Raw genomic sequence first — 19424 nt, forward strand, 5'->3', positions numbered from 1 at the left:
TTTCTTGTGGTGCAGACCGAACAGCCGATCTTTGTATGAAAAGCGAGCTTTCGACCCGCACTACAAGAGTTCAAAAGTTCTATGATGGTATTTCAGACGGCATCTTGGTGTCGTCTGCTATTGTGATGCCAAGTATCATAGTAAAAATAACAGAAATTCTCTCAAGTAGATCGAGAGAATAATAAACCTTTATTTCTAGACATTCAGCACTGTGACAGAACCTGGAAGCTACAAAGACACTGTAAACTTACCTAAGACCAACTTTGATATGCGGGCAAACGCTATCAAGCGCGAACCTGAAATCCAAAAGTTTTGGGAAGAAAATAAGATTTATGAACGCCTGTCTGAAGAAAATCCAGGCGACTTATTTATATTGCATGATGGGCCACCTTATGCTAATGGTTCCCTGCATATCGGTCACGCTCTAAATAAAATTCTTAAAGACATTATTAATCGCTACCAACTGCTGCGCGGTCGTAAGGCTCGTTACGTACCTGGTTGGGACTGTCACGGTTTGCCTATCGAATTGAAAGTTTTGCAGAATATGAAGCAAGCAGAACGGCAAAACTTGACGCCTTTGCAACTGCGTCAGAAAGCGAAGGAATTTGCCCTGTCTGCAGTCGATGAACAACGAGACAGTTTCAAACGATACGGTGTGTGGGGTGATTGGGGACATCCCTATCTCACGCTAAAGCCAGAATATGAAGCAGCGCAAATTGGTGTTTTCGGTCAAATGGTCCTCAAAGGCTACATCTATCGAGGATTGAAACCAGTACACTGGAGCCCAAGTTCTAAAACAGCTTTAGCAGAAGCTGAGTTGGAATATCCGGAAGGTCACACTTCGCGGAGTATCTACGCTGCGTTTAAAATGACAAGTTTGTCGGAAGCAGTGAAACCAGTTTTGGGTGAGTTTTTACCTGAGTTAGCTGTTGCTATCTGGACTACCACTCCTTGGACTATTCCAGGTAACTTGGCTGTTGCACTCAATCCAGAACTCAATTACGCAGTAGTGGAAGTGTCACGCCAAGATGCGAAGACGCAAAGCGATCCTGGCAATGTTGCGCCTTTAGGTGAGGCAAATTTCAAATATCTTATCGTTGCTGCGGATTTGGTAGAACGTCTCTCTACGGTTCTTGAGGCGCAATTAACTGTCAAAGCAACCGTCAAAGGAAAAGATTTAGAGTATTCTACCTACCGTCATCCTCTCTTCGATCGCGAAAGTCCAATAGTCATTGGTGGAGATTATGTCACCACTGACTCCGGTACTGGATTGGTACACACGGCTCCCGGTCACGGTCAAGAAGACTACATTGTAGGTCAACGCTACAGTTTACCTGTCCTTGCACCTGTGGATGATAACGGTAATTTTACTAAGGAAGCGGGAGAGTTTGCTGGGTTAAATGTTCTTGGGGATGGCAATCAAGCTATCATTGATGCGCTAACTGCGGCTGGTTCTCTGCTGAAGGAGGAAGCTTACGTCCACAAGTATCCCTACGATTGGCGGACTAAGAAACCTACCATTTTCCGGGCTACAGAACAGTGGTTTGCTTCGGTGGAAGGATTTAGGGATGAAGCACTCAAAGCGATCGCATCTGTAAAATGGATTCCCTCCCAAGGTGAAAATCGCATTACCCCAATGGTAGCCGAACGTTCTGATTGGTGTATCTCCCGTCAGCGCAGTTGGGGTGTACCGATCCCCGTATTCTACGATGAAGAAACGGGAGAACCTTTACTGAATGAAGAAAGCATCTCCCACGTACAAGCAATATTTGCTGAAAAAGGGTCTGATGCTTGGTGGGAACTATCAGTAGAAGAGTTGTTACCAGAAAAAGAGCGCAACAACGGTCGGTCTTACCGGAAAGGAACTGACACCATGGATGTGTGGTTTGACTCTGGTTCCTCTTGGGCGGCTGTAGCGAACCAGCGATCGCAACTCGACTATCCTGTTGATATGTATTTGGAAGGTTCCGACCAACATCGCGGTTGGTTTCAATCGAGTTTGCTTACAAGTGTAGCGGTTAATAATTGTGCGCCTTACAAAACTGTATTAACTCACGGTTTTGTCTTGGATGAACAAGGTCGCAAAATGAGTAAATCATTAGGAAATGTGGTAGACCCAGCGACTGTCATCTTGGGGGGGAAAGACCAGAAAAAAGAACCGGGCTACGGTGCTGATGTTGTAAGGTTGTGGGTCTCTTCTGTAGACTACTCTGCCGATGTACGCTTGGGCAATAACATCATCAAGCAACTAGCAGATATTCGCAACAAGATTCGCAATACTGCGAGGTTCTTACTGGGTAATCTGCACGATTTTGACCCGGAAAAAGATGCTGTACCCCTAGAAGAATTGCCTTCTCTTGACCGCTATATGCTGCACCGCATGACAGAAGTGTTTCAGGAAGTGACGGAAGCGTTTGACAGCTTTCAGTTTTTCCGCTTTTTCCAAACGGTGCAGAATTTTTGCGTGGTGGATTTGTCCAACTTCTATCTGGATGTGGCAAAAGACAGGCTGTATATCAGTGCGCCAAACGCGTTCCGCCGCCGCAGCTGTCAGACAGTCTTGAGGATTGCTTTGGAAAATTTAGCACGTGCGATCGCTCCCGTACTGTGTCATATGGCAGAAGATATTTGGCAGTTCCTCCCCTACAAAACGCCTTATAAATCTGTATTTGAAGCGGGTTGGGTGCAGTTAGAGGAGGGATGGAAAAACCCAGAACTAGCAGCATGCTGGCAACAATTGCGACAACTTCGCACAGATGTTAACAAGGTGCTCGAAGAAGCAAGGGTCGCCAAAACCATCGGTTCTTCCTTAGAAGCCAAGGTATTGTTATGTATACTCGATGAGCAGTTGCGTTCTTCTGTGACAGCCCTAAATGCCAGCCAGAATGGAATAGATGAGTTACGTTATCTATTTTTAACTTCTCAGGTCGATTTACTTGATTCTCCAGAAACGGCTCAAAGCTCGAAGTACAACTTACAGTCAGAGACATGGGCTTTAGGTGTAGCTGACGCAGATGGACATAAGTGCGATCGATGTTGGAACTACTCCACTCGAGTGGGAGAATTTACCGAACATCCTCTCATTTGCGAACGTTGTGTTTCAGCTTTAGCAGGGGAATTTTAAGGAATTCCACGGTATTTTCTACTTCGCGATTGGGTTAGCGATCGCTTGCCGAGCGTATAAACTATCCACCCTTCTGCCGTTAGGAGAAGGGTGGAAGATGCAATAGTTGTCGGTTAAGCCGTTTTTTCCTCCCCTGCACAAAGGTGCATCCCCTGCTTGTCTCCCGCGACAATTTTCGAGAGCCCTTGCCGTATTGGTGGAGGATGAAGAAATTTAAGTGGTGGCAAATTGCAAGTTACCTTGTTGCTGGTTTTCCACCTTAGCTTTTTCCAACTTCTGCAACAACTCTTGTGTGAGTTGAGTAAACGCTTTTGAACCTGCTGATTGAGGAGTGTGTAAGACAGCTGGCATAAAAGTATCAACAGCCTTTGCAACATTCACGTCAGTTGGTATTTGCGTCTGGCAAACTTTTTCGTCGCCAAAATCTTGATGAACGCGTTGTATAACTTGTTTGTAGTACCTACCACTGAGAAAGTTGGCGTTAGACATTGTAAAAACAATTCCCAGCATTTGTATGCCCAGATTGGCTTCCTGTTCGTGACTTTCTTTCAACTGAGCAATGCGCCGTTCTAACAGTTGAATTCCTACCACAGATAAGGGTTCTGGTTTTGCAGGAAGTATGTAGAAGTTACTGGTTGCTAAAGCACTGCGAGTCAAAAGGTTATATCCAGGAGCGCAATCTAAGAGAATAAAATCATATTCTTGAAGAACGGGTTCTAAAACTTTCCCCAGTAACACTCTTTCAAACCGATTCCAAATATTTTCAAACTCGTTTTCACCCAAATTGACTGCTTGCTGATACAGCATTTCCGAGACAACAAATTCATCATATAGGTCAATATCTCCTGGCAATAAGTCTAATCCTGGAAGATTGCAAACCTGATGTTGAATAATATCTTGAATTGTCAATTTTTTTCTTGACGATGAATTGATAATTTGGTCGAGTAAATACCTCAGCGTCCGTTGTTGCTTTCGGAGTTTGGCAAAGTCCACAGGCGACATCAGACTGAGTGTAGCGCTGATTTGACTATCTAAATCCAGAACGAGGACTCGCTTACCATGATTTTTGGTTAAACAAGTCGCCATATTGACTGTAAGAGTGGTTTTGCCAACGCCGCCCTTCATATTTGCAGTAGCAATGATATGTCCCATTTGTTGTTTCCTCTAATAGCACATCAGCCCTATTTTTACCCGCGTCCTATTTTGCCTTTCTTTCGATCGGGCATTCTTTGCGATTTTACATTAGCGTAAACATTTCATCATTTTTACTACAGAATTTTAATTTTTTTCACTGTGGCTCTGTAATTCATTCTTTCAATAAAGTAGTGAGCATTATAGCAGTCTCAGGTGTGTTATTGCGCGATCGCCTGACAAACCTCATTGATTCTTTGTCATTAGCTTGAGATTTTAGTGACAGTTACATTCCTTAATCTAGCTGTTGTTATTTCCGTCTATTCAATCTAGAATGTGAGTAAATTTATATACTTGATGAAGTCAATATTAAGACATCTTCAGAATTTCCAAACAATAAATTATTTATCTTGTAGGATTGGCGTCCTCGTTTGTCCTGTATAAGTGACAGCCTAGAAGCCTCCTACACAACAAGCAATTTTGGCAGATTTTTTATTTGAAAGTCCTCCAGTCGTCTGTGTCTTAAGTTCCGATGGGTAACTTTGCTTAGTCTTCCCAATTCTTCAAAGAAATTGGAGAGCTTACAGCCTCGTGAATGCAATCGAGCGCGGACTCAATGATGTAACTTTACTTTTAGTTACACCATTTATTATGTATTGAAGGCAAATGTAAAAAATTGATCGTACACCAAAAATTCCAGAAGAACAATCTAGGATGGAAAGTATAACTTTTAAAGTGGAGGTCGTAGAAAATAATCGCATCAGGCATTGGGGATAAAAAGACTGTTAAGAAATAATAAATGAAAAATGCTAAAGGACAAAGATTCTACTGATAAGGGTGCGATCTTAATTGTCGATGACACACCCACTAATTTAGAAATACTGTTTGATTTACTATCCAACTCTGGATTTACGGTTTTGATTGCTGAAGATGGGGAGAGCGCGATCGAAAGAGCGGTATATTCTCCACCCGATCTCATTCTCTTAGATGTTCTGATGCCAGGAATGGATGGCTTTGAAACTTGCCGTCGTTTAAAAGCCAATGAATCAACAAAAGATATTCCTGTCATTTTTATGACCGCACTGTCTGAAGCAATAGACAAGGTCAAAGGTTTAAGCCTCGGTGCGGTGGACTACGTCACTAAACCTCTCATGCATGAAGAGGTTTTAGCCCGGATCGAACTCCATTTAAGACTTCGGAATCTAACGAAGACGCTCTTGCAGCAAAATTTGCGTTTGGAAGAGGAAATTTCCGAGCGCAAACAAGCAGAACACAAAATTCACGAACAAGCTGCTTTATTGGATATCACCACAGACGCAATTCTTGTTCGAGATTTAAATAATGAAATTCATTATTGGAATAAAGGTGCCGAACACTTGTATGGCTGGACAGCAACAGAAGCAATAAGTAAAAATGCTAACGAGCTTTTGTATCAGCCAGAAACAGTATCTCAACTTCAAGAAATTCAAAAAAAGCTAGCTGAAAGTGGCACCTGGCAAGGTGAGTTGAATCAGGTTCATAAGGAAGGTCAACGCATTATTGTTGCGAGTCGTTGGACGCTGATACGCCATAAAAACGGACAACCCAAGTCAATTCTTGTAGTTAACACCGACATTACAGAGAAAAAACAGCTAGAAAGCCAATTGTTACGCGCTCAAAGACTGGAAAGTATTGGAACACTCGCCGGTGGTATTGCCCACGATTTGAATAATATATTTACTCCTATCTTGGCTTCAGCACAACTGCTACAGATTAAACTCCCTGATATTGATGAGCGAAACTCGCAAGTCTTAAAAATTATCGAAAATAACACCAAACGAGGTGCTGCATTGGTCAAACAAGTGTTGCAATTTGCACGGGGAGTCGAAGGCAAGCGTACAATTGTGCAAATTAGCTCTTTGTTTTTGGAAATTGAGCAGATCGTTCGAGAAACATTTCCCAAATCTATTGAATTTTTTACGAGTGTAAAACCAGACCTCTGGGCTGTTTTTGGGGATGCTACACACCTGCATCAAGTTCTGATGAACTTAATTGTGAATGCTCGTGATGCTATGGCGAACGGCGGTGTTCTGAACCTACAAGCCGAAAACCAATTTATTGACGATCGTTACGCTCGTATTAATTTGGATGCGAGTGTTGGTCCTTACGTTGCGATCGCAGTGACTGATTCAGGAATTGGGATGTCGTCCGAAATTGCCGACAGAATATTCGAGCCTTTCTTTACTACAAAAGAGTTTGGCAAAGGAACGGGGCTGGGTCTTTCAACAGTCAGGGGTATCATTAAAAGTCATGGCGGTTTTGTCACCGTCGATAGCAAGGTTGGAGTAGGAACTGAGTTTAAGATATTTTTGCCTGCAGTGGCAGTCACAGCGACCCCATATGTGGAAGATCTCGAACTACCAAAGGGCAATGGAGAATTGATTCTCGTCATAGATGACGAAGTCAATATTCTCGAGACGACCAAAATTTCATTAGAAGCTTATAATTACAAAGTGTTAACAGCTAGCAATGGGATTGATGCGATCGCACTTTATGCCCAACAAAAACACGAAATTAACTTGGTATTAGTGGACATGATGATGCCAATGATGGATGGTGCAGTCACCATTCGCACAATACAAAAACTAAATCCAAATGCTTTGATTGTTGCGGTAAGTGGTTTATCAGGCGATAAATTAGCAGGGACTACTGGAGTGAAAGCATTTATATCCAAACCTTACATGGCTGAAGATTTATTGCAAACACTACACAATGTTCTGCGCCATAAATCGAGCAACTCGATTTCATACCAAAACTCTTATGATAAATCGCCGTGACTTTCTGATTGGACTAGCCGCTAGTTCTTCCGTATTCGCGTCTCCATTGAAGTTGGGGATAGCAGCTAGTCAACCACTGTTAAAACCCAAACGCTTGCAAGCCGGATCTGGTGTGGGAATAGTTAGCCCCGCTGGTGCTACATTTGTTCGCGAACAACTTAATATAGTTGTAGATGCAGTCAAAGCCTTAGGATTAGTTCCCAAACTCGCACCTCATGTTCTAGAACGGTATGGTTATTTAGCAGGTAAAGACAAAGATCGCGCCTCTGACATCAATCAATTTTTTGCCGATCCTTCCGTAGCAGCGATTTTACCAATTCGCGGTGGATGGGGATGCAGCCGAATGTTGCCTTATCTAGATTACGATCGCATTCGCAAAAATCCCAAAATTGTAGTTGGTTTCAGCGATATCACGTCATTAATCCTCGGCTTGAATGCGAAAACTAATCTTGTGACATTTCACGGTCCCAACGGACTCAGTTCTTGGAGAACAACTCAAACAGAATCTTTTCGGCGCGTTTTGTTTAATGCTGAAACTGTCACCTTTAAAAATGAGAAAGATAGCGGTGATTCTGACCGCTTGATGCAAGTTAAATACCGAGTTCAAACTATTTCTTCTGGTAAAGCCAAAGGTAAGCTGATTGGAGGGAACCTTTCCGTTTTATCAGCAATTGTTGGCTCTCCTTATTTACCCAATTTTAATGGTGCTATTTTATTTTTGGAGGATTTGAACGAGAATGTATATCGTATAGATCGGATGATGACTCAGTTAAAAATAGCGGGTTTATTTGATAAACTAGCTGGTTTTATTTTTGGGCAATGCTCTGATTGTTTGCCTGATGCAGACTATGGCTCTTTGACCTTTGAAGAGGTTTTATGGGATCATATCAAACCCTTGGGCATTCCTGCATGGTCTGGTGCTGCGATCGGACATCTTGAAAATGTGCTGACATTGCCTCTTGGTCTGGATGTGGAAATAGATGCTGATGCTGGGACAATTCGGATGTTAGAACCTGCTGTTCGGTAAACAGTTATGCGGGCAATGGCAGCCATTCTATTCCGATGAGCATTGCCCACCCTAACATGAGTTCTAAACCATCACTTGATAAGTGAGAGCAAAATTTGAAAGTGCAAATTGTTTAAGTTTCTCTTTAACTCTTGCTGGCAAGGAATTAAAAGCGCTCCCCCGCCAACCTTTTTTATCTTGATATTCTAGTAGTCCACAATACATATCTTTCTTGTGAATATGCCATCCCCAATTTGCGGGAATTACTTCATATTCACTCAAAGTTTGTGTCAGGTATAGTGTTATTTCGTCAAGTTTCTGTTGGGTTTTCATAGGTTTTTGCGTTATTTATGAATAATTACTTATCGAACACAGAGTGCAGTTGCTTTACATAAAGATTTGGTCTGCGCTAATTCCCCAGTCTTGCTTTAGCAAAGTTTTGTACATATTTTCCTTGAGCATCATGTGCTCTTGCATCTCAATGAGAAAATCTTGTGCCTGTTCGCGAGACATCTGCCTTACATAATCTTCAAAGATTCTTAGATTAAATTGTTGCTCTAGAGATAATTCCATAGACTTATTCATCTTTAACCTACCTTGTCTAATTCGTTTTTACAAATTCAATTATTTATATGTTCATAATAGTCTTCCTTCACTCGATAATGACCTGTCTGGAGGTTTAAATTAGAGGCAATCTTAAGGACTATTATGAATGTACAAAATTTATCTGTGGGAATATATCAATTAATAACAAGCATCTTGCATATTCTGTCCTACTACTCCCCTCAAATCTCTCTGATGGATTAGGAAGAAATCAAATTTATATTTCCATCCATGAGTGCAAGGGGAGGGTTAGAGTGAGGTAAAAGCAACGCTAAAACATCAATTTATGTGCTACTTGAGACTTGTGTACAATAGCGTGTTAGGAGATCGAAGCACACCAACGCGTGCGATCGCCCTTGGCGCAAGCCGAAAGAGTGCTTATCGCGCTTTTGAAGCCTCTCTCCTGCAAGGAGCTACGGTGGCAATACTGCAAGGGCTCTCGAAAATTGTCGCGAAAGACAAGCACCTTTGTACAGGGGAGGAAAAAACGGCTTAACCGAGAAGTATTGGCTACGGTGGTATACAGATCTCTAGAAAAGAGATGAAACATTGTGAAAAGGGAGAATTGGAATTAAGTTCCCCCTTTTTTAAGGGGGGTTAGGGGGGATCGAAACGGGAGTATCTTAATTTGGAAAAAACACGCCTGCGATGTTCGTAATCGCAGCTATAGCAGTCCTATTTGATTTATAAAATTATGAACCACAAAGACGAGCCAGTGCGTTGCGGTGAATCCAGAGAAAGTAGGCGGTGAGACCATTGCTGTAGGCGGGTTTCCCACGCCCTGGTAACTGACGAACAAGGGAGGTGTTTCCCGCGACCACCGGGACTGGTGAACAAGGGAGGGGGGTTCCCCCTATAAAAGCACCAGGCGTCGCAAAGAGCAAGTATAGCCCTAGCGGGCATAGCTTACAGCATCGCGTAGCGTCTCCGTCAGGAGAAGAAAAGAGAAAAGAGGAATTTTACAAATGATTTAGGATTGCTATATACAAACCAAGTCCACCTACGTGGACATAGATAACAATATTAATTTTTCATTAGTGATGAAAACGCAAGTATATGCAATAGGTAATTAATGAGCGAATGTACAGTAATAAAGCCGCGTCTTGGTCTAGTAGACCCAACCAAAAATATTTTTAAAACAACATTATTCTTGTCATTAATGACTTACACTATTCATTCAAAGCTTTTATGGCTGTCTATTTACGGCAAAATAGGTATTACTTAGAGTAGTTTTTCAATCACTTTTTTTTATCAATTTAAAAAAAAAGAATATTTGCTGTGATTTTAGGAAAGGCATAATATGAAAACCATGCGCTGCTAAGGTACCTGGCGGAAACAAACACTGTCTTGATTTTAAGAATAGCGAGTAATAACTGTGAATTGGCTAATTACTACACTCATTGTTGGCATCTCTGCTGCCTTTGCAACTACCTTTGATGACAATCTATATTTGACAGCTTTCTTTGGAAAAGTCAATCACGCTTTTCGCCCGAAGCACATTATTCTTGGTGAGTTTGTTGGATTCACTGCGTTAGTTTTAGCTAGTCTACCCGGTTTCTTTGGCGGTTTAGTTCTTCCTGCAAGCTGGATTGGTTTATTGGGTTTCCTTCCTATCGCTATTGGTATCAGTCATCTCTTGAGTCGAGACGACGGGGATGAGGCAGTAGAATCTATCGCGGTTAACTTGTCATCTTCTCCCACTCGCTCAAAGCGCCACAAAAAATCACTCTTGGCAACTCTCCGCGATCCTCAAACCTATAGAGTGTCCGCAGTGACTATTGCAAATGGAGGTAATAACATTGGAATTTACGTACCTTTGTTTGCGAGTAGCAATCTCCCAAGTTTAGGAGTCATTTTATGTGTTTGCTACCTTACTGTTGGGGTATGGTGCTGTCTCTCATACTTCCTGACTCGCAATCCCCTCATGGCACCGCTTCTCACTCGCTATGGTCGCAAAGTCTTTCCCTTTGTTTTAATTTGGTTGGGACTCTCTATCCTAATTAAGAGCGAAACATATCAACTTTTACCCAGTCTGGCAATGTTCCATCATTAAGTTATGCGTGCGCTTGCTCTTAGCGCAAGCTGAAAGAGTGTTTATCGCACTCCAGGCGATCCTTTCTAATACTTGACTGAGGCATCATTGCTCTCGCACTTCAGCCTCACTCATGTCCATCCCAAATGCCGAATGCACTATGCGTAAACAAGCAGGGATACACAAGTCAATAGAAAAACTCATTCGCAGTTTTATGACTCCTCGCACTATCAATTGATAGGCGAGGTTTCATTATTTTTCTCTCTAGTGTGTGTAAACTACTTACATATTAAGTTACAGATGCAGTTGCAGTCTCAAAGAAGCGATTAGCAGGGCGAGCCAGTCCCAGATTTTCGCGCAGCGTCTTGCCCTCGTAGTCCTGGCGAAAGATCCCACGCCGTTGGAGTTCTGGCACAACCCTGTCTACAAAATCATTTAGCCCTTCTGGAACAAAAGGGAACATGATGTTGAATCCGTCAGATCCTTCCTCAGTCAGCCATTGCTCCATTTCATCGGCAATGGTTTGGGGTGTACCGACAAACGCCAATCCGCCGTAACTGCCAATGCGTTGAGCTAGCTGTCGAATGGTCAAATTCTCGCGTTGGGAAAGCGCTATTACTCGTTCTCGTGCGCTCTTACCAGCGTTAGTCTGTGGAATTATCGGCAAAGGACCATCGGGATCGAAGCCCGAAACGTCATAACCAAGTGCGCTATTCAGGCTAGCGATCCCGCTGTCATAATGCACGAGGCTATCCAAATGGGTACGCTTGGCGCGTGCTGCTTCTACGGTTTCACCTACGATAACTAAGGCACCCGGAAGAATTTTGATGGTTTCTGGATCGCGTCCGATCGCCCGCGCACGACTCTTAATGTCAGCAAAGAAGACTTTGCCTGCTTCCAAACTGCTGGCGGATGCAAACACGATTTCAGCGGTTTCGGCAGCCAGCTGACGCCCCGCTTCAGACGCACCTGCCTGAACTATGACTGGCCAACCCTGAACGGGTCTGGCGATGTTTAATGGTCCCCGTACCGAGAGATATTTTCCCTGATGACCCAGAACGTGAATTTTTGAGGGATCGAAATAAATTCCCGATCCCACGTCTCGGATGAATGCATCGTCAGCAAAGGAATCCCAAAGTCCCGTTACGACATCATAGAATTCTCTAGCTCGTGCGTAGCGTTCGTCATGCTCCACTTCCTCTTTTAAACCGAAGTTAAGTGCTGCGTCTGGATTGGCTGTGGTAACGATGTTCCAACCAGCGCGACCGCCGCTGATATGATCTAGGGACGCGAAGCGGCGAGCAATGTGGTAAGGCTGGTCGTAAGTTGTGGAAGCGGTGGCTATCAACCCGATATGTTCGGTGACGCTTGCGAGGGCAGAAAGCAGAGTGAAAGGCTCGAACGAGGTTACGGTGTGACTGCGCTTTAAAGCATTGAGCGGCATATTGAGTACCGCTAAGTGATCGGCCATGAAGAATGCATCGAACTTGCCCTGCTCTAGTTTCTGGATAAATCGTTTCAGTGCTGGGAAGTTAAAATTGGCATCAGGTAAAGCCCCAGGATAGCGCCAAGCACCTGTATGTATGCTGACAGGACGCATGAACGCACCCAGTTTCAATTGTTTTTTACCGCTCATTAGCCCTCCGTAGGCGTGGTCTTATATGCGATCGCGAAGCGGCTGCTTTGCAGCATCGCTCTTAGCGCAAGCTGTACCCAGCTTCTCGCGAAGCGGCTGCTTTGCAGCATCGCTCTTAGCGCAAGCTGTACCCAGCTTCTCGCGAAGCGGCTGCTTTGCAGCATCGCTCTTAGCGCAAGCTGTACCCAGCTTCTCGCGAAGCGGCTGCTTTGCAGCATCGCCCTTGGCGCAAGCTGTACTCAGCTTCTCGCCAACCCTGTTGCTAAAAGTATATTACGATAAATGGATAAATAAACAGTAGTATTAACTCATCATAGCAATTGTATGATGAGTTAATCCAGTAAAAGACTAGAAGTGTGAAGTACCTCAACCTGCTTGGCCGAGGTTGGGGCTTGCTACTTCAGCCTGTCAATGACTGAGTGCAGTTGCACTCTCGATTACACACATAATTAACTTTGATAGGGGCGCGGTAGTTGGCGCAGTTTATGAGCAGTATCCAAGTCACTATTGTTTTTTCTGCCATACCCCCAACCCAAGATGCGACGATATTCACCCATGATGCCACTTTCAATTAATTCATCCTCATTGACTGCAACATTAGTATGAGATTCAGGCGCAACATAGAGTGCATCAGCAGGACAATATGCCTCACACATGAAACACGTTTGGCAGTCTTCTTTTCTGGCGATCGCGGGTGGTTGGTTGGGTACGGAGTCAAAGACATTGGTAGGACAAACTTGGACGCAAACATTGCAGTTGATACAAAGTTTATGGCTGACAAGCTCGATCATTATAAGGCTCCTGCTATGACTTTGATGTAGAGGTTGTAGTTTGATTGGTGAGTGTTGGAGGCGTGGCGCAAATGCTTTGCGGCTTGTCGTCAGACATCGCATCCGTTATCCAATCACGCCTCACCCAAAGCTTTTCTAAACCACCAGTGGCTTGATAATAACGCTGATTTGGATCGGTTTGGGGATAGTCCACGCGAATATGTTCGCTGCGTGTTTCCGTGCGATGTAAAGCGCTAAAATACGCCCATCGCGCTACAGCCGTGAGAGCAGCCGCCCGACGAGAAAATTCCACATCGCGCACGGTATTTTGTTTTGGGTTTGCTTGTACTTGCTGCCATAGCGTTTCTAATTTGGCGAGTGAATCCAAAAGCCCTTGCTCGCTACGCCAGTAATTTTTCTCTAATGGGAACATCTGGGCTTGTACCCCCCGCACAATTGCCTCGCTATCAAATGTTTCAAAAGTGCTTGAGTGCGAGCGCAATCCGGCTTGACCTACAGGACGCACAACCCGTTCGCAAGCATGAGCGCCCAGACTCTTCGCAAAAGCAGCTGCTCCAACTCCTGCCCATTGTCCTGTAGAGATCGCCCAAGCGGCATTGGGACCACCACCGCCAGAAGCCAAACCAGATAAAAACTCCCGTGATGCAGCATCACCAGCGGCGTAAAGTCCGGGAACCTTTGTACCGCAACTATCATTCACAATCCGAATTCCACCTGTACCACGCACTGTACCTTCTAAAACTAGTGTTACGGGCACTCGTTCTGTATAGGGATCGATGCCAGCTTTTTTATAAGGTAGAAAAGCAATGAAATGAGACCTTTCAATCACTGCCTTGACTTCAGGTGTGGCTCGATCTAAACGGGCATAAACGGAGCCTTTTAGGAGAGCATTGGGGAGGAAGGATGGATCGCGACGACCATTGATATAGCCACCCAGATCGATACCCGCTTCATTAGTGTAGCTAGCCCAGCCAAAAGGAACACCCCTTGTTACTGTGGCATTGAAAGCGGTCGAGATGGCATAGTGATTGGAAGCTTCCATACTGGAAAGTTCAGCACCTGCTTCCACTGCCATCAGCAATCCATCACCTGTATTGGTATTGCAGCCCAATGCTTTGCTCAAGAATGCACAACCGCCATTTGCTAGGACTACTGCACCAGCACGAACGGTATAAGTACGATGATGCTGCCGTTGCACTCCTATTGCTCCAGCCACTGAGCCGTCCTCAGCTAATAAAAGCTCGAGAGCAGGACTTTGGTCGAGAATCTGAACGCCCACACGCAACAGGGTTTTGCGAAGTACCCGCATATATTCAGGACCGTAATAACTTTGGCGCACGGATTCCCCATTTTCTTTAGGGAAACGATAGCCCCAATCTTCCACGAGTGGCAAACTGAGCCAAGTTTTTTCAATCACCCGCTCGATCCAACGCAAGCTAGCTAGGTTGTTTCCTAAACAATAGCGCTCCGACAAAACTTTGTCCCAATTCTCGGGACAAGGAGCCATAATACCATTGCCACTAGCAGCAGCAGCACCGCTCGTACCTAAAAACCCTTTATCAACAATAATGACTTTGACACCCTGAGATGCGGCTGCCCATGCTGCCCATGCGGCGGCTGGACCGCCACCAATTACCAGTACATCAGCGGCTAATTGTAGTTCATTTTCGCTTAGCAATTCCTTGTCCTCCTTTTTGGGCAGTCAGCTTCATACTTTGCCACTGTAAGCGGCTTCTACAGGCAAAAATCCACCTGCCTGCATTTTCCATAACCTATTAGTCAGCACCAAGTTTTGCCAGTCATTCATTAATTGGTGCTATCTTCGACAATGCGACCTCGATCGAACACTAAATTAGGTGGGAAACAGTGGAAAACTGATGAGCTACTACATATCATGTTTTACTCATCTGCTTTTTTATCTGTAAAATTGCGCTTGCTGATTTGTTTGGGACTCATGACTGCTGCTTTATTTGACTGCTCATGCAGTAGATAGAGTTTGCATAATGTGTATAAAGGGCGTATACGGCAAATAATAGTTAATATGATACTCTAATTGTTAGTGTTTCAAACACTAAAGATAACAAATTAATCTTTTAGCCAGACTCCATATTCATGCAAGCCTTGAGAACGGGCAATAGTATGCAACATTGCAAGCGGTGACTCCGCGTTAGAGAGAATAATACAGAAGCGATCGCAAAAGCATCCCAAAGAGTGCCAATTGCCTTCAGAATTCTATTCTGAAGCTATACCAACCAAGTCCGACGATGCGGACTTCATATTAAAGTCCACTTTAAATAGACTTTGTTTGTGTAGCGGCGATTTCAATCGCGGTCATGTTTTTTCCAAATTGGGATGCTCCTGCGATCGCGGCGCTGGTTTGTAGAATCAGTCATAACGGTTTCAATGTGCTCTCTTTGTTCTCATACCAATTCCCGCGCATCTTTGAGACAAATACGATCCCCCCAACCCCTTTTAATAAGGCAATTATTTGGTAAGAATGATATCAAGCGTAACTATTGTCCAAGCTCTTTCATATTATTCATCACTTCTTGATACAATTGCTGATTGTCTTGTTTTTCAAAAATTTTGGCTGCTCGTTGCAAATCAGCCATAGCACCCTCTTTGTCTCCTAATGCAGCCCGAGCATTACCCCGATTATTGTATGCTGCAGCAAAGTTGGGGGATAGACGAATGGCTTCGTCGTAATCTGCAATTGCTCCCTCTCTATCTCCTAAAATGGTGCGGGCGTTCCCTCTATTATTATATGCGACGGCGTATTTGGGATTGAGGCGAATCGCTTCACTGTAATCGTCTACGGCTGCATTTCTATCTCCAGTCGCTGCTCTAGCATTTCCTCGATTATTGTATGCTTCAGCATAATTAGGATTAATGCGAATCGCTTGATTGTAATCTGCGATCGCATCTCGTGTTGCTCCCTCTGCTATATAAACATTCCCCCTATTATTATAAGCTTGAGTATCATTAGAATTTATTTGCAGGGCTTGATTGTAGTCTGCGATCGCTTGCTGTCTGTTTCCTAACTTAAAGTAGGCTAACCCTCGCTTATTGTAAGCTTCTCCATAATCGGGATTAAGACCGAGCGCTTTATTGTATGCAGCGATCGCGCCTTGAGAGTCTCCTTTTGTTTGCCTGTACTGACCCTGAATATAAAAGTCTCTAGCACTAGATGGTCTAGCTACCGAACGCAAGACAGGACGAGATTGAATATCTGTTACAAATACTTCTTTAGTATTGTTACAACCCACGATTGCCAAAAACACAAATACAGCCAGCAACAGATTTTTCATTCTTCATCCTTTATACTTTATTCTTCATCCTGTCCTGCATCACTTTCTTGATTTTTCGATGTTAGTTGCCAGTAAGTTTTTTTCTCAACGTCTACTGACAGTTGTTCTAAATTTTCTCCTAAATCTTTTTGTAATTTTTGAGTCAATGCAATCGGAAAATCAAAATCAAGAGATTGATTTTGTACCAACTGTACCAGTTCCATAAACGCAACTTTTACAGATGTGCGTTCGTAAGAAGACAGTTTTAAATATGGTGTCTCAGATACATTTTGCAATTGCATGGCTTTTTTGATGCGCTCCCGCAAATGCTCGTACTCTGAATTGAGCACCTTCCACTGTTCCTCAATCTGCGCGTATCTTGCATTTAGGGCTGTTATGTCTTCCGCAGCAGGTTCTGGATTAATTTCTTTATTTAATTCTATCAAATTTAAATGGACTTGAGCAAGATAAATACAGTCTAAGTAAGCATACTCTATTTGGTCTTCAGTTAAGGGTCGCCGTCCCCAATCACTTTTCTGTTCTTGCTTTTCTATATTCTGGAAATCACAAAGTTCTTCAGCTAACGTTTTCAATTGATAGTTAGGAACTGGTAAAGCATAATAAGGAATTTTTTTTGCCAATTCTAAAGTACAAGTAATATTTTTTGCTTTCTTTCCACCTAAAAATTTTAAATCGTAGCTGGCATTATGAAAAACTTTTTCAATTTTGGAATTAACCATAATTTTGTCAATAAACTCAGCGACAGTGTGGGGCTGGTTGAGAACATCCAAAATAAAAGTGCGTTCCCCGCTCAAATCTGCTGGCTCATCCAAGACTTGAATCAGCGATAATCTCGGATTGCGAGTGTTGTACTCAGCAACTTCGGTATCAATCCATAAAGTACTGGCTTTTGTATATTCAGCAATCAGAGAACGAATCGTACTTTCTGAAGTCAGGTATGGCATTTGTGATTTTTCCTTGTGATGGCCAACAGTAAATTCTGTTATAACTTTCCAAGGTACCATTTTCAGCCCCGTGTAAGAAAATACAAAACTTGAGCTATGAGGTATATTGCAGATACTGACTTTCTAAATCTCACCCTTGATTGATAGAGTATTTATTTCCCAGGCTGGATTTCTTCAGTCTCAGACTCAAGTCATTTTATTTGTGTACACATATGTTTTAAATCTACTTCTAATAATTAACTATGCGCTACTTTGTCTTAGCCACTGACTATGATGGTACGCTAGCAACTGACGGTCGCGTAAGCGATGAAACTATAGCAGCTTTAAAACGCCTGCGCCTTTCTGGTAGAAAATTGATATTAGTGACAGGTCGCGAACTAGAAGATTTGCAGCGTGCATTTCCAGAATTGGATTTATTTGATTGGGTGGTGGTAGAAAATGGCGCTTTGTTGTACTCTCCTGCTTCCCGTCAGGAGAAACCATTAGGCTCAAAACCGCCCGAAGAGTTTATCAAAGCATTACGCGATCGCAAAGTAGATCCTTTGTCAGTTGGTCGAGTCATTGTTGCCACTTGGCATCCCAACGAAACAACAGTACTGCAAACAATTCGGGAGTTGGGTTTGGAATTGCAAGTCATTTTTAATAAAGGTGCAGTTATGATACTGCCTTCCGGTATCAACAAAGCAGTAGGATTGACTGCTGCTTTAGATGAAATGAAGTTATCACCGCATAATGTTGTAGCTGTAGGTGATGCTGAAAATGACCATGCTTTCTTAGAATTGTGTCAGTGTTCTGTCGCTGTTGCAAACGCTTTACCGGTGGTAAAAGAACGAGTAGATTTTGTCACTGAAAACAGTCGCGGTGCTGGTGTTGTCGAACTGATCGATCGATTGCTGGCTTCAGATTTGACTGAGATAAACATCCAAAGGGAACAACACAATATTTTATTGGGTACGAGAGAAGATGATTCTCTCGTAAATATCCAGGCTTACGGCTCAAATCTTTTACTAACTGGTACTTCTGGTGGTGGTAAATCGACTTTGGCAACGGCTGTACTGGAGCGCATTGCAGAGCAAAATTATCAATTCTGTATCATCGATCCTGAAGGCGATTACGAAAACTTTGAAGATGCAGTTATTTTAGGTGATACTAACAGAGCGCCAAGGATACAAGAAATTTTAGATTTACTAGAGCAACCGCACCAAAATGTGATTGTTAACTTACTGGGCGTTGCTTTAGCAGATCGTCCCGCCTTTTTTGCCGAATTTTTACCCCAATTGCAGGAATTAAGAGCGCGTACCGGTCGTCCTCATTGGATAGTGGTAGATGAAGCCCATCACCTCATGCCTGCTTCTTGGAATCCTGCTTCCCTAACACTACCCCAAAAGCTTGATTGCATGATGTTTATTACCGTCCATCCCGACCAAGTTGCCCCCGCAGCACTATCTTTGGTAGATGCTATCATTACTGTAGGTTTGTCACCAGAGAAAAATATTGAGCAATTCTGTTCTGTTGTGGGTCATTGTCCCCCACAACTGGCTCCTCAAAAACTCGAACCAGGAGAGGCGATGGTATGGTTCCGCGAATCTGAGACCGAACCATTCCGCTTCCGCATCACTCCCGGAAATACAGAACGCCGCCGTCATGTACGCAAGTATGCTCAAGGACAATTGGGAGAAGATAAAAGCTTTTACTTTGTAGGACCATTGGGCAAACTCAATCTCCGCGCTCAAAACTTAATTTTGTTTACCCAAATTGCTGAAGGCGTTGATGACGAAACCTGGTTGTACCATCTCAAGCAGGGAGACTATTCCCGTTGGTTCCAAGAAGCTATTAAGGATGATTCTTTAGCGGAGGAAGCTGAGAAGATAGAGAAAACTGCTAACGGTTCAGCCAGAGAAAGCCGTGCGGCTATTAAAGCTGCTATTGAACAGCGTTATACTCTACCAGCTTAAAAAACCACCTACCACTGCCGCGATCGTCCGTATCATCCTTACGGACTTCGCCAGTATCATAACTTTTCACAATCCCCT

General features: G+C 43.5%; 14 protein-coding genes. 6 read left to right on the forward strand and 8 right to left on the reverse strand.

The window, feature by feature from the left end:
* Positions 1–211 precede the first annotated feature (211 nt).
* On the forward strand, positions 212–3124 hold the full coding sequence (gene ileS, locus HC643_RS32265; protein WP_050046612.1) for an isoleucine--tRNA ligase: 2913 nt from the start codon (positions 212–214) through the stop codon (positions 3122–3124).
* A gap of 213 nt (positions 3125–3337) precedes the next feature.
* Here the strand turns inward: ileS and HC643_RS32270 are convergent, their stop codons facing one another.
* Complete coding sequence (locus HC643_RS32270) at positions 3338–4276, reverse strand: ParA family protein (RefSeq protein WP_038079914.1); 939 nt, start codon at positions 4274–4276, stop codon at positions 3338–3340.
* 785 nt (positions 4277–5061) lie between these two features.
* On the opposite strand from HC643_RS32270, the gene HC643_RS32275 reads away from it, so the two are divergent.
* Positions 5062–7071 carry an ATP-binding response regulator gene (locus HC643_RS32275; protein WP_038079915.1) on the forward strand — a complete coding sequence of 670 codons (2010 nt, stop codon included), beginning with the start codon at positions 5062–5064 and terminating at the stop codon, positions 7069–7071.
* Positions 7055–8098 (forward strand): S66 peptidase family protein, encoded by a 1044-nt coding sequence (locus HC643_RS32280; RefSeq protein ID WP_038079917.1) that lies wholly within the window; start codon positions 7055–7057, stop codon positions 8096–8098. Before HC643_RS32275 ends, HC643_RS32280 begins: the two co-directional genes overlap by 17 nt.
* A gap of 63 nt (positions 8099–8161) precedes the next feature.
* Here the strand turns inward: HC643_RS32280 and HC643_RS32285 are convergent, their stop codons facing one another.
* Positions 8162–8410 carry a hypothetical protein gene (locus HC643_RS32285; RefSeq protein ID WP_038079919.1) on the reverse strand — a complete coding sequence of 83 codons (249 nt, stop codon included), beginning with the start codon at positions 8408–8410 and terminating at the stop codon, positions 8162–8164.
* Positions 8411–8464: 54 nt separating this feature from the next.
* Complete coding sequence (locus HC643_RS32290) at positions 8465–8662, reverse strand: NblA/ycf18 family protein (protein ID WP_038079922.1); 198 nt, start codon at positions 8660–8662, stop codon at positions 8465–8467.
* 334 nt (positions 8663–8996) lie between these two features.
* On the opposite strand from HC643_RS32290, the gene HC643_RS32295 reads away from it, so the two are divergent.
* Together HC643_RS32295 and HC643_RS32300 are read left to right on the forward strand one after the other, a co-directional pair.
* On the forward strand, positions 8997–9176 hold the full coding sequence (locus HC643_RS32295; protein WP_137986565.1) for a hypothetical protein: 180 nt from the start codon (positions 8997–8999) through the stop codon (positions 9174–9176).
* 879 nt (positions 9177–10055) lie between these two features.
* A complete protein-coding gene (locus HC643_RS32300; RefSeq protein ID WP_038079925.1) occupies positions 10056–10733 on the forward strand; it encodes a cadmium resistance transporter in 678 nt (225 codons plus the stop codon).
* Between the two features lie 268 nt (positions 10734–11001).
* On the opposite strand, the gene HC643_RS32305 is transcribed toward HC643_RS32300, so the two are convergent.
* From HC643_RS32305 to HC643_RS32325, 5 genes are all read right to left on the reverse strand, one after another.
* Positions 11002–12348 carry an LLM class flavin-dependent oxidoreductase gene (locus HC643_RS32305; protein WP_038079927.1) on the reverse strand — a complete coding sequence of 449 codons (1347 nt, stop codon included), beginning with the start codon at positions 12346–12348 and terminating at the stop codon, positions 11002–11004.
* A 449-nt stretch (positions 12349–12797) separates the two neighbouring features.
* Positions 12798–13139, reverse strand: a complete 342-nt coding sequence (locus tag HC643_RS32310) for a 4Fe-4S binding protein (protein WP_038079929.1) — start codon at positions 13137–13139, stop codon at positions 12798–12800.
* Between the two features lie 13 nt (positions 13140–13152).
* Complete coding sequence (locus HC643_RS32315; RefSeq protein ID WP_237265991.1) at positions 13153–14817, reverse strand: FAD-dependent oxidoreductase; 1665 nt, start codon at positions 14815–14817, stop codon at positions 13153–13155.
* A gap of 835 nt (positions 14818–15652) precedes the next feature.
* Entirely contained in the window at positions 15653–16447 is a 795-nt protein-coding gene (locus HC643_RS32320; protein ID WP_038079933.1) for a tetratricopeptide repeat protein, read from the reverse strand.
* Between the two features lie 17 nt (positions 16448–16464).
* Positions 16465–17391: a ribonuclease D gene (locus tag HC643_RS32325; RefSeq protein ID WP_038079935.1), complete on the reverse strand. Its 927-nt coding sequence runs from the start codon at positions 17389–17391 to the stop codon at positions 16465–16467.
* 242 nt (positions 17392–17633) lie between these two features.
* Between HC643_RS32325 and HC643_RS32330 the strand changes: the two genes are divergently transcribed.
* Positions 17634–19346 carry an HAD family hydrolase gene (locus tag HC643_RS32330; protein WP_038079937.1) on the forward strand — a complete coding sequence of 571 codons (1713 nt, stop codon included), beginning with the start codon at positions 17634–17636 and terminating at the stop codon, positions 19344–19346.
* Positions 19347–19424 lie beyond the last annotated feature (78 nt).

The organism is Tolypothrix bouteillei VB521301 (assembly GCF_000760695.4).
Classification (GTDB): Bacteria; Cyanobacteriota; Cyanobacteriia; order Cyanobacteriales; family Nostocaceae; genus Scytonema; species Scytonema bouteillei_A.

Excerpts from the sequence above, each read along its gene's own strand:
- HC643_RS32270 (WP_038079914.1), bottom strand. The coding sequence starts at position 4,276 with ATGGGACATATCATTGCTACTGCAAATATGAAGGGCGGCGTTGGCAAA.
- HC643_RS32275 (WP_038079915.1), top strand. The coding sequence starts at position 5,062 with ATGCTAAAGGACAAAGATTCTACTGATAAGGGTGCGATCTTAATTGTC.
- HC643_RS32280 (WP_038079917.1), top strand. The coding sequence starts at position 7,055 with ATGATAAATCGCCGTGACTTTCTGATTGGACTAGCCGCTAGTTCTTCC.
- HC643_RS32285 (WP_038079919.1), bottom strand. The coding sequence starts at position 8,410 with ATGAAAACCCAACAGAAACTTGACGAAATAACACTATACCTGACACAA.
- HC643_RS32290 (WP_038079922.1), bottom strand. The coding sequence starts at position 8,662 with ATGAATAAGTCTATGGAATTATCTCTAGAGCAACAATTTAATCTAAGA.
- HC643_RS32305 (WP_038079927.1), bottom strand. The coding sequence starts at position 12,348 with ATGAGCGGTAAAAAACAATTGAAACTGGGTGCGTTCATGCGTCCTGTC.
- HC643_RS32310 (WP_038079929.1), bottom strand. The coding sequence starts at position 13,139 with ATGATCGAGCTTGTCAGCCATAAACTTTGTATCAACTGCAATGTTTGC.
- HC643_RS32320 (WP_038079933.1), bottom strand. The coding sequence starts at position 16,447 with ATGAAAAATCTGTTGCTGGCTGTATTTGTGTTTTTGGCAATCGTGGGT.
- HC643_RS32325 (WP_038079935.1), bottom strand. The coding sequence starts at position 17,391 with ATGCCATACCTGACTTCAGAAAGTACGATTCGTTCTCTGATTGCTGAA.
- HC643_RS32330 (WP_038079937.1), top strand. The coding sequence starts at position 17,634 with ATGCGCTACTTTGTCTTAGCCACTGACTATGATGGTACGCTAGCAACT.